Genomic DNA, 11,181 nt, shown 5'->3' with positions numbered 1-11,181 from the left:
CGACACAACAATCGTCCCGCTACACCGACGAACCTGTTAAGGTTCAACGCCAAGCCACCTGGCCCATTTCGTTTGGCAACTCTGGCCAACAATCACTTAGCGCCATCAACTTCACCGCCGCCTACATCAGCATCCATCAAGCCATTCACGGCCACAGCCCGAATTGGGCGCAGATCGCCGAAGCAGCCACCGACCAGAACGGTCTCCGGTTATTCCTCGATGCCGATGATGCGACGGCACAATCCCGGTGGATCGCCACGCATGGCTGGATCGTCCTGCGAGACGGAAGCCTCCAACCAGGAAAGCGCGTCGCTGCCGAGGCTCGCAGTCGAGGCCACAGCATGCCCGGTCGACCACTGACCTGAGAGTTGCCATGCGCGCAAGCTGTGGTGGCTGTCAGGCAGCTGTCAAAGACAAACGGACTAACCGCCAACTACAGTCCTCGGAGGTTTGCTCCTACGATCAGAAGTTATGAGCACACCACCGGATCCGAAAGCGCCGTACTGGACCCGGCGAGACGTGGCGGATTATCTGGGCTGGTCACCACAGACAGTGAGCTCGTATCTATCAGCGGGTCGACTGCCCGAACCGTTCGATCGTGTCGCGGGCTCGCCGATATGGGAACCGCGGACGATCATCGTTTGGAACGAGGGTGGGCGGCCAAAACAGCTGGCCGACTGAAAGTCTCGGCCTGACCAGGGTCATCACTTGCGCCTCGCGAGATCAGTTCCGCACGACGTGGTCCACGACGGTGGCGGCCAAATCGCCTGTTCCCTGCTCCAGGACCTCGGTCCGATATGAGTCCCAGTTGGCCAGTTTTCCGGCGTCTCGAGGCGCTCCGCGGCGGGCCATCCGCTCACGGATCTGGTCAGGTTCAGCCGACACCCAGATGGTCTGGACCTGCCGCGCGGGTGTTGACACGGATGACTCGATGTACTCGGCGAGTGAGATCCCCTGCTGGGCAGCGCCTCGGACGTGACCAAGGAACGGCGCGTCGACAACCACCGGCGTGTGGTGGCTGGTGATGAGCGCGTGGCGGATCAAAGCGCTGTAGATGTGCGGGTTGATGACCCGTGCGTAGACACTGCCGTCCCGGTCATGTGGGTCGCCGGTCAGCTCGGTCATGACGGACTCTTCGAGCTCAGGCGCGAAGCTGTCCTTGTCGATGAGCACGGCGCCCATTACTTCGGTGAGATGACGTGCCGCTGTCGACTTCCCTGACCCTGGAAAGCCACACACGATGGTGACGCTGGTGTCAGTTGAAGCCGCGATCCGGTCCAGCTCGCGGGTCATCACGAACTGCACGGCGGCAAACGATTGTGGCTGACTCGCTGGTCGCATCAAGTACTCCTTCACCCCTGGTCAGGACGGGGGATCGGTCGCCGCGAGCAGTTTCAGCAGAGCGTCGGAGATCTGCGGATTCGCTGCGATGGTGTGAGTGGATGTCAGGGTATGGTCACTGCCGTCGGAGTCGGCGACGAGCGCGCCAGCCTCGCGGGCGATCAACACCCCGGCTGCAACATCCCACGGCTTATTCGACAAAAGCACACAGGCGTCGAGGCGTCCTTCGGCAACCCACACAAGATCCAGCGCGGCTGAGCCCACCATTCGAATCCGCTCGACCCGCTCGGCGAGCACAGCTGTCACAGCGAGCCGCCGTCGGTTTTTCGCCGCCGCACCCGCGCCAACGGCGTAGTCACCGATCGAGACGATGGCGTTCGACAACGAATCCGTGGCGCTTGCGGCTATGCGGCGTCCATTGCAGAATGCGCCTCCCCCAGCATGGGCGTGATATTCCAGGTCAAGGAACGGCACGCCGATCGCACCGACTACTGGCATGTCGTCGCAGGTCAGCGCCAATGAGACCGCGCACAGCGGCAGGCCATGGATGAAGTTCGATGTTCCATCGATCGGGTCGAGTATCCACCGATATCGCGAACTACTGACAGCCTCGCTGTCGTCGGTCTCTTCCCCCAGGAAGTCGACGCCATCGACGGCGCCCTGCAGATATCGACGCACCGTGTCCTGGATGCGCATATCGAGGTCGGTCACAAAATCGCGGTCGTCTTTGCTGCGCACTTCACCAGGCCCGGCAGTGCGCAGCAGCTCGCAACCACGCGCGACGGCCGCCCTCGCCACATCGAGCATCGCTGCCACATCAAAGCTCATTCGCCGCGCCTTTCCCTGCTGTCGAGCCACATGCTCTCGAAAACATCGGAGAACGTCGTGAAGATCCCCCGTCCGCTGGACTTACGCGCCACGAAGGTCGGAGACTCGACACCTCGCGCGGCGGGCATGTATGGCTGCATGACGCACACGGCGGCGTCGATGATCGTGATGTTGAACCGGATTGGCTGGTCGTAGACACGGATCAGCAGCGAACCGGGCGCGCGGGGGCTGGCTTTGTTCCGAATGCGTTCGAGCGTGCGGATATTCGTGTCGGTGAGGTTCGTCAGCAGCCCCGCTGGATGTCCTTCCTCGATCTCTCGATCCCGAATGCTGGTGCCGTTCGGATCAAGGAACAGGCATCGGATGACCGTTCCCGTATCCAGCAGTCGCAGGATGTCGGAGTCGGAATACTGCTGGCACAGCATGTTCAGCGACAGGCCAGCCATGTCGATCTGCTGAGCCGTCTCGAACAGTTCCTGCGGCGGCATCGCCCGTATGAAGTCCAGGCGAGTCGCGAAAACCGCCTCGACGTCGGCCATCTCGCCCCGCCCGAAAATTCCTGGTGATCGTGGTGGCTCAGGATGCCGCACCAGATCACCCGGATCCCCCGAGAATTCCTCGAACAACTCCGCGATCGTCCATTCGGGGAACATGGACTGAAGGATCCGGCAGTGATGCGGATAGGGCAAGCGCGAAACATCACCAGCGAGCCACCGGTAGAACTGCGCTTTCCGCGGCCCACCCCCGACAAGTTCAGGCTCCAAAGTTCTCGCGAGCTGGTCGTATTCGCGGTTGAACGACGAGACCGTTTGCAGATGCCGTTGCTGGAGAAGAGCTTTTAAGACGGTGCCCATAGCCGCCTGCCTTCGGTGTGACATCAGTGTTGACCGAAGGGTACGCCAGAGGAGACAAGGAAGAGACATAAGCGCGCAAGGTGAGACATTTGCGGCGGCGAGACGATACCTGGCACGCCGATACCTTGTGGATGTCTGGCACTGGTTCCCAGCTCACCGCCCCGATAACCCCGAGGGCTTGGCGCTCTCGTAGCTTGCGCCGGACCAAGGGCGTCTGGCTGAAACGGCTGGTCGGCTGAAATCCACCCTGGACTCGTAGGAGGCATGCTCCTACACTCGACAAATACGTAGGAGCATCCCTCCTACAACCTGGAAGGGAGAACCGATGGCCGCACACTTCCAGCCCTTGTCGACTCAGACATGCACTTTCAGTAGCGCATTCGTCGATAGGGAGTTCAGTGAGCGCTTGCCCCCCGAAGAGGCCGCCGAGATCCTGGAAAGGCTCGGGCCCGCCGGCGTCGCTGCGATGCGGGAGCTGCTGCTACTGCGCCAGAAGGTCGGGTTCGACGCGGTCGTCCTCGAGGGCGGCGAACTGAATTTCTACGCCACTGAGCGGGACTTCTATGTCTCCGACCAGGTTTCAACGCACCCGTCGTGATGTTCTCGGCACCAGCGTGTTAACCGCTGCCAACTCCCGACACGCCGAGTGCTGCGGCGACGGTGTGGTGGAGGGCGTTCGGTTCGAGAGGCGCGACTCCGATCGACTGCCAAGCGGAATCAATCAATAACTGTCAACAGTTTAAACTGTTAGAATGCTAGAGAGATCTAGGCATCATGAACATGCCCGGGCCTCTCCCCACCCGCATCTCGTCCCAAGGATGTCCCCGATGAAGATCGCCTTGCCGAAGAAGAAGTCCACCGAGCTGCCTGCGGTGCTCGAGAAGCGCGTCCAGGAGGCGCGCACGGTGCTGGCCCATCAGCACGATCCGGCGCTCATCGATGCGCTGTCCGAGCGGGAGCTGGCCGAGGACCGGGCACTGGCCGAGGCTGTGCGCGATCACCAGCGCAAAGACCAGCAGGCCCGGCTGGACTCGGCGGCGGCCGCGGCGGAGCGGACCCGTAGCACCGTGGCCGCGCTGGCGGACCGTGAAGCCGAGGAGCTGCTTTTGGCGCAGCGCGCCATCAGTGAGGCGCGGCGTGCCACCAGCCCGCAATCGGTTCTCGCGCACCTCTACAAGCGCCGCACTCTGGTGCTGCGCATCCTGACCGTCGTCATGATCGCCGCGATGGCCTACAGCGCGGTCACCGTGCAGCACAACATTGCCCCTGACGGTAGGGACAACCCGCTGTTCTGGCTGTCCTTCGCCCTGGAGGGTCTGATCAGCGGTGTGCTGATCGCGATCATGCTTTCCACCAGCGACACGGCCCAGTGGATCCGCATCGATGACAAGGACGTCTGGAAGACCCACGTGACCGAGGGCGTTCTGCTGGTCCTGACTGTCGGGCTCAACACCTTCCCGTTTCTGCATTGGGGCGATGACAACAAGGGTGTCGACGTCTATGGCGTCGGTGTGCACGCGATCGCGCCGATCATGATGGGCGTCGCGCTGGCGACTCATGACCGGGTGTCCAAGCGCTATGGCCAAGCGATCGCCGCGGTGGCCGAGACCATCTCCGAGACCGACGAGATCGCCAATCGGCTGGCCGAACTGACGCGGATGACCGCCGAGCCGGCGACCGCCTTCGCGCCCACAGCTCCGGTCGCACACCACCGGACCGCCGAGCGCGTCGACCTCTCCCCCGCACCCGCACTGGAGCAGCCCGCACCCGCAGTGCGGGACGACGCGGAAACCCGCATCCCGCACCTGAAAACCCGCACCACTGCGGGTGCGGGTCAGCCCGCACCCGCAGTAGATCCCGCACCTGCACCCGCACCCGCAGTTGGCCCCGCAGCGGCCCGCACCACTGCGGGACCCGCACCCGCACCTGCACCCGCAGTGCGGGACAACACGGCGGCCGAGACCTCGCACAACACCGCTGATTCGGCCGCTGAGCTGGCGTTGGTGCGGACCCGCACCGAAATCCCGCACCCCGCAGCCAGCGGCGACGCGATCGACACCGAGACCCGCACCACCAGCGCCACCGACGAGCTCCACGGAACCGACCAGGAATCTACTGCGGGTACCGAGACCAGCGACAACGCCGACATCAGCATCGATGCTGGTTCGCCGCCCGCAGTGACCGAGCTGGTCGACGCGGCGCAGGCCTCCGTCGACGAGCACACCAACGCGTCGGACACCGACACCGACACCACCGACGACCAAGCACGCACCAGCGCACCGGCCCCGGTCGTCGAGCGGCCCCTGACAGAGGCCAAGCCCGCAGTGCGGACCCGCACCACCCCGCACCATCTGACGTCTCCCCGAATCAGCCCGGTACCCGCACCGGCCCGCACCCGCGCTCCCCTCGTCACGGCGGCCGCGACGGCTCAGCAGCTGCCGGAGTGGATGTCGCCACTGTTCGAGCTCGCCGCGGAAGTCAAGGCGCGTGGCGTCGCGAAAACCAAGACAGTCGAGCAGGTGGCCGCGGTCATCGCAGCGATCGACGCGGGCGCGGCGAACAACCGCATCGCGAAGGCGCCGGAGACCCAGATGTCACACCAGACCGTGGGAAGCATCCGGAAGGCGGCCGCTGATATCCGTAACGAGCACCGCGGTGGCGGCCGCGTCATTGAGCTGAGAAAGCAGGGGAACTGATCGATGACAAAACCAAATGACCGGCAGCTGGATCCAGCACAGCACCTGCAAGCCGCGCAGGACATCGTGGACCGCGCACAGGCGACCATGAGTAGCCTCATGGAGACCATCGCTCGGCTGGCGCGCGACATCCACGACGCCAACACCCACCTCCGGCTCGCCACAGCCTTGCAGGCCAGCTCAGATGTCCCTGCTTTGTCCGCCCGCCGCCCAGGCGCGAGCACCAAGCCGCATCCGTTCACACGTCAGTTGACGGCCACGGCCGCACTGGAACTCGCGACTGCGGTTTCCCAGAGCGGACGATCGCAGCAGCCGGTGAAGATCTTGGCCTGGATCTACGAGTCCTATTCCCACCCGCGCACAACGCCGAACAGCATCGCGGACAGCATGAGGATGGCGCATTCCACGGTCGACCGCGCGATCCGCTCTGCGATCGCGCTTCACGGCAGCTCAGTTGTCGGTCCCACAGACGACACCAACGCATGAAGAAGGTGCGGAGGGCCGCCAGGACGAGCAGCTCGGTGACGGCACGGCGCACTACTGCGCGCCGTGCCGTGCAGGTGTGCACTTTCAAATCCGGAATGAGGCCTGATACAACAGCTCTCAGGGCTCTGACCACGCCCAGCATGTACAGCCCGCTGCATCCACACACCCAGTGTGGGTGCGTGTCGCAAACGGCTTTTTCCGTGCGATTGTGGTGGGGTGAGAGCAACGAGCGGCCGCTCAGCGGCCGATCCGACCGAAGCAAGACAGCAAGAAACCCCGGTCTCCTATCGTTTGGCCGCGAGAGAGATCCGGGGTTCCCGTTACCCAAGCTGGGTGCGAGGCCTCAAATGAGGGGCCCTGCGTGTATGACCATACAGCCCCGCTCGGACATCGTCCGAACGGACCGGGTCATTTCACAGGGCGTGTCGCATTCCGGCTCCGACCCGAAGGACACCAGAGACGATGTGCCACCCGGCACCCAGAGCACAACGATCGACAGCCGCGTCGAGTACGCTCCGCGGCCATCTCACAGACCACGCATCGGATCACGTCCGGCGCGCGGGGCATGCGGCCGTTACCCGCCTGCCCCGCTGCCGCCAGAACTCCGTTGTGCGCCAGGACATTCCGTCACCCACTAGAGGAGCGCTGACCTGACCAATACCTAACTTCACCCTCAGTTCAGCTGTGGTGTGACCCACCAAATCGCGCCAACGATTGGTCTCACCCGCTGTCCTCGAAAGACGGATGTCTCTTCCGTCCTTCGTCCAGACGCTTCCTGCAAAGCAGATGCGTCCCTCTTTTGTGTCCTCGAAAGGACTGCTCTCTTGCAAAGCAGGTCCCATGGTAAAGCACGTCCGCACCCGGGCGCGACGCTCATCGTCGAGAAAGTTCGCCACCGCGCGGGCATCGACGACGACGCGACCGCCCTCGAGCAGACGATCGCCGAGCTCAACGCCACCCAACGTGGCAACAGCTGGTCGTTGCCGGTCCCTGCCGGCGCCGAGGCCGACGCGCCGGTGTGGCACGGTCCGGAGCACTGGATCGAGACCGTGCGCGTCCTGCTGGGCACCGAGCGCGGGCGGCAGCTGGTCACCAAGCACCACACCAACGCCGACACCGTCGCCATCGTCGCCAGCGAGCTCGCCGCGCACGCCGATGGCCTCACCGGCCGCGGTGTCACCGTCTCTGACGCCACCCTCTGCGAGGCGATCGGCTTCCAGGTCAAGACAATCCGCCGCGCGCGCTACGTGCTGCGGGATCTGGGTCTGGCGCGCTCGCTGGCCACCGGCCGGCCTCTGAGCCTTGTCGAGCAGGCCGCGGCCTGGCTGCACCACGGTGGCGCCCAGACCAAGGCAGCGTCGGTGTGGGCGCTGATGATCCCCCGCGAAGCCGCCGTCGCCGTCGCCCGCCCGCTCACCCCGCGCCGCAAGTCCGCGTCACTGGGACGGCTCAGCCGCGCCGCACACGCCGCAGCGGCGGCCGCCAACACCGCGCCGTCGACGCCGGATCGGCCCGTGGGACCACCTACTACAAACCTCTCTAGTAGAGAGGTTTGTTCTGGAGCGAATTACTCACCAAGCGCGCGCGAGCGCGATGGAAAAAATTCGAAAAAATCCAGGAGGAGGACAGAAACCGGTCCGCGTTCACTGGATCTGCAGCGCACGGCGGCCGAGCTCATCCACCACATCCCTGGCATCGACCGCCAGCAGTGGATCAGCACGCCGGGATCGGGTTCCTACGTGCGGCTTCCAGGCCCGCACATCGGCTGGGTCGCGGATCTGATCGCCGATGCCGGCATCGACAGCACCTGGTGGACCGGTCGCGCCATGGCGGCCCGTTTGAGCCGCTACATGGCCGAACAGGGCTACAGCTGGCCGAATCGGATCACTAACCCGGGCGGATTCCTGCGAGCGCTCCTGGCGGCCGTGGACTGGACCGAGCAGATCCCGGCGATGCCCGCGGCCGTCGTGCGGGAACGCCGCCGCGAGCTGCAGCGCCAGGACGAGCTCGAGCAGCAGCAGCGCCAAGCTGAGCGGGCCCGCATCGCCGACCAGGAACGCCAGGAAGCGGCCCGGAAAGCCGCCGCCAAGGCATACAGCGGCGAGTGCGGTCTCTGCCATGACACCGGCTGGATCGTCGCATTCGGTGCAGGCGAACCGATCGCACCGATTCGGTGCCTCTGCCCCGGCCTGGACCGCCCACCCCTGGATCTCCCCGCACCATCGGATCCGGCCGCGCCGGAGCCGGAGCAGCCCGTCGTCTTCGTCGACGAGGTGGTGGCTGCGGCGGCCGAGGCCGAGCAGGACCGGCGCGCGGCGGAGCTCGACGCCGCTGCGGGGCAGACGTGCCTGATGTGCTCGGAAGCACCCGGCACCGTCCGGACGTCGATGCCGTCGCGGCCGGCGGTCTGCGATCCGTGCTGGCACGCCGCCGGATTCGAGGGGGTGCCCAGCGTCGGCGTCAATCACAGCGGATCAATCCAGCGGAGTGAAAGCCTGGTGTATGTCGTCGAGGGTGGCGGGGATGATGTGGGCCTCGTGCTCCGGACTCCAGGACAGTTCGCCAGCGAGATGGCCTCGTGAGAGATCATCGATGACCTCATCGACGGTTAAGCCGCGTCGATCGGCCATGGCCACGACAGACGACACAACCTCGGCGCCATCATTGCTTCGGATCCGAATCGGTGTCGCAGCAAGCAACTGCAGCCATAAATTGGCCGGAAGTGGTTCAGCACCGGGCGGTGGCGGCTCAACCGCCAGCTCGGCAGCCCGTTGCCGGAACATCCACACCGGCACATGGGCAGGAGATCGGCTCGCCGCCGAAATCGCTTCTGCGGCAAAGCGTTCGATGTGCTTTCGGGACTGCCTGCTGCGGGACTGCTGCTTCTTGACGCGCTTCTTCGACGTCGGCATGGCCAAACACTAAGCCGATCCCGTGGCCAGCATCCACCTGAAATCTAACAGTCGAAAATTCCCAACTAATAGACGTATAACAGTTTAAACTGTTAATATAGAAGTAGAAGAAACCAGCAACCGGAGGGAACCGAGACCGTGATCAGCAACCCGAACGCCGACTACAAAGCCCTCCGCAAGGAGCTGTTCGCCCTCATCGAGGAATCCGACACCCGAGGCATGAGCGAGAACTGGGACCTGATCCGCCGCGACGGCTACCCGGTGGCCAGCGCCGTAGTCCACAACGCGCAACGCTGCACCGTCCTGGCTCGCACCGCCCGCCGTGTGGCCGCCGACGAGCGTGACGCGCAGCTGGTCCGCGCTGCCGAGCGCATCGCGGAAATCGCCGAAGAACTCAACCGCATCGTCTAAAGGGTGAAGGAAGAGAGAAACCATGAAGTAGACCGAGCGATAGCCACGCACACGAGCCCCCGCATATCGAAATCAACAGGGAGAGAACGAAAATGGACACCGAAACGACCGCACCAGGCCTCATCGACTTCGAGGATCTCGCGGCCACCGACCCCGCCCTTGCCGCCGCGGCCCAGTGGTACAAGGGCCTGATCCTGATCGGCGCCGAGCACGAACGCGGCTATCCCTGCTGGGTGGGAAAATTCCCGCACATGGTCGACGGAGAGCTCGACCAGTGGGAAGAATGGTCGGTCAGCATCGGCCGCGACCGTGAGACCAAGGAATGGCACATCGAAGTGTCGACAAACGAGCTGGTGGCAGACCAGTTGTCCAACGCGGGCGCTGAGGGCCTGATCACCACAATCCGCGCCGCTCAGGCCGCACAGCGCGCCATGGACGCCGGATATTTCTTCCTCGAACGATAACCCCTCGTCACGTGCCCCGTGCAGATGACTGCACGGGGCACGCCTACAACTCACCAACCCTCGAGACAGGACGAAACCCATGGGTGACCGCGCCAACATCTTCCTGGTGGACACAGCAGACACAGACATCGAGCCCGTGGTCGGCATCTACCTCTACACGCACCGCAAGGGCCAGGACTGGCCGGAGCGCCTGCGCCAGGCGCTGATCACCGGTCCCGCACGCCTTCGCTGGGAAGATCCGCAGTACCTCGCCCGCATCCTGATCGACCAGCTCTTCTCCGACCTGCGAGACAAGGCCGGCGGCGGCGTCTCCACCCAGCTGCATGACAACGACCACCCGATCACGATCGTGGACCTGACCGCCGGCCGCGTCCACTGGGCCAAGGCCGGAGACGAGCAGCACCGAGACCGGTGGACAGCGTCTCTGGGATTCGCCGAGTTCGTCACGCGGGGCCGGGCGGAATACCCCACCTTGTGAGCCCAAGGCGCGCCGTGCACTCGGCCGAGTTGCCGACCGCGCCCGCGGACGCGCATACTTCTTCTCCAGGGAAGGAAGAAAAGAATGTAACGAAACCGGCTAAGAAATGGAAATTAGGCGGAAAATACCTTATTATTGTAGATAGCAACCCGCAAGGAGAGGGAGGAACGGGCAATGGCCGCAGTCGACAAGCTCGACAACATCGAGACGGTGACCACTCGCCTGCGCGAGTATGATCTGGTGCTGCTCGATCAGGCGATCGCGCGGTGGAAGATGGAAATCGGCTCGCGGAAGATCGACGTTGGTATCGCATTGAACGCCGCAGTGCTCATGATCCTGCGCGCGGACAACGAAGAATTGGTCCGAGAGTACGCCGCATCGAAGGGCTACGCGGAGGACAAGGTCGACCAGATGATCAAGGCGCACAAGTTCTTCATGGACGAGTTCTTCGACGTGCTGGAGGAAGTGGTCGAGACGCGGAAGCGGTTGGACGGACGAATCAAGTCCAACAAAAAGATCGCGTAGGAATAAATAGTGCGGGTTGGAAGAAAGTCCGGGAAACAACGTGACAAAACTCCAGCCCGCACACTATACTAGAGCTATGACCAGGGAGAACGCGAGAAACCCCCACCACACCGAAAGGGAAGATTACCATGGGAAAGAATGATGGAAAAAAGGTAAGAAAGGAAGAAAGTAGTTATAGGAACAAAC

Annotated in this window: 12 protein-coding genes and 1 pseudogene; 9 read left to right on the top strand and 4 right to left on the bottom strand. The window is 63.9% G+C overall.

Annotated elements, in window-relative coordinates:
• Positions 1-365 (top strand): annotated as a pseudogene (locus AB0L97_RS37900) (hypothetical protein); the annotation flags it as partial.
• A gap of 358 nt (positions 366-723) precedes the next feature.
• Here AB0L97_RS37900 and AB0L97_RS37895 read toward each other — a convergent pair.
• From AB0L97_RS37895 to AB0L97_RS37885, 3 genes are all read right to left on the bottom strand, one after another.
• Positions 724-1,293, bottom strand: coding sequence for an AAA family ATPase (locus AB0L97_RS37895; RefSeq protein ID WP_364439729.1), 570 nt, complete (start codon positions 1,291-1,293; stop codon positions 724-726).
• 69 nt (positions 1,294-1,362) lie between these two features.
• On the bottom strand, positions 1,363-2,169 hold the full coding sequence (locus tag AB0L97_RS37890) for an inositol monophosphatase family protein (protein ID WP_364439726.1): 807 nt from the start codon (positions 2,167-2,169) through the stop codon (positions 1,363-1,365).
• Positions 2,166-3,023: a DUF5919 domain-containing protein gene (locus AB0L97_RS37885; protein WP_364439723.1), complete on the bottom strand. Its 858-nt coding sequence runs from the start codon at positions 3,021-3,023 to the stop codon at positions 2,166-2,168. The genes AB0L97_RS37890 and AB0L97_RS37885 overlap by 4 nt, the downstream gene beginning before the upstream one ends.
• A 406-nt stretch (positions 3,024-3,429) precedes the next feature.
• Between AB0L97_RS37885 and AB0L97_RS37880 the strand changes: the two genes are divergently transcribed.
• The 4 genes from AB0L97_RS37880 (at position 3,430) to AB0L97_RS37865 (ending at position 8,787) form a co-directional block, all read left to right on the top strand.
• Complete coding sequence (locus AB0L97_RS37880; protein ID WP_364439720.1) at positions 3,430-3,621, top strand: hypothetical protein; 192 nt, start codon at positions 3,430-3,432, stop codon at positions 3,619-3,621.
• Between the two features lie 229 nt (positions 3,622-3,850).
• Complete coding sequence (locus AB0L97_RS37875) at positions 3,851-5,719, top strand: hypothetical protein (protein WP_364439717.1); 1,869 nt, start codon at positions 3,851-3,853, stop codon at positions 5,717-5,719.
• A 3-nt stretch (positions 5,720-5,722) separates the two neighbouring features.
• On the top strand, positions 5,723-6,205 hold the full coding sequence (locus AB0L97_RS37870) for a hypothetical protein (protein WP_364439714.1): 483 nt from the start codon (positions 5,723-5,725) through the stop codon (positions 6,203-6,205).
• Between the two features lie 689 nt (positions 6,206-6,894).
• Entirely contained in the window at positions 6,895-8,787 is a 1,893-nt protein-coding gene (locus AB0L97_RS37865) for a hypothetical protein (protein ID WP_364439711.1), read from the top strand.
• Here AB0L97_RS37865 and AB0L97_RS37860 read toward each other — a convergent pair.
• Positions 8,680-9,117, bottom strand: a complete 438-nt coding sequence (locus tag AB0L97_RS37860; protein WP_364439708.1) for a hypothetical protein — start codon at positions 9,115-9,117, stop codon at positions 8,680-8,682. The genes AB0L97_RS37865 and AB0L97_RS37860 overlap by 108 nt on opposite strands.
• A gap of 138 nt (positions 9,118-9,255) precedes the next feature.
• Between AB0L97_RS37860 and AB0L97_RS37855 the strand changes: the two genes are divergently transcribed.
• The 4 genes from AB0L97_RS37855 (at position 9,256) to AB0L97_RS37840 (ending at position 10,995) form a co-directional block, all read left to right on the top strand.
• Positions 9,256-9,528 carry a hypothetical protein gene (locus AB0L97_RS37855; protein ID WP_364439705.1) on the top strand — a complete coding sequence of 91 codons (273 nt, stop codon included), beginning with the start codon at positions 9,256-9,258 and terminating at the stop codon, positions 9,526-9,528.
• Between the two features lie 92 nt (positions 9,529-9,620).
• Positions 9,621-9,992 (top strand): hypothetical protein, encoded by a 372-nt coding sequence (locus AB0L97_RS37850; protein WP_364439702.1) that lies wholly within the window; start codon positions 9,621-9,623, stop codon positions 9,990-9,992.
• Between the two features lie 79 nt (positions 9,993-10,071).
• Positions 10,072-10,470, top strand: a complete 399-nt coding sequence (locus tag AB0L97_RS37845) for a hypothetical protein (RefSeq protein ID WP_364439699.1) — start codon at positions 10,072-10,074, stop codon at positions 10,468-10,470.
• Between the two features lie 174 nt (positions 10,471-10,644).
• Positions 10,645-10,995 (top strand): hypothetical protein, encoded by a 351-nt coding sequence (locus AB0L97_RS37840; RefSeq protein WP_355081290.1) that lies wholly within the window; start codon positions 10,645-10,647, stop codon positions 10,993-10,995.
• Positions 10,996-11,181: the final 186 nt, after the last annotated feature.

The organism is Nocardia sp. NPDC051911 (genome assembly GCF_040681035.1).
Classification (GTDB): Bacteria; Actinomycetota; Actinomycetes; order Mycobacteriales; family Mycobacteriaceae; genus Nocardia; species Nocardia sichangensis.
This window is presented reverse-complemented; position numbering and strand designations above follow the sequence as displayed.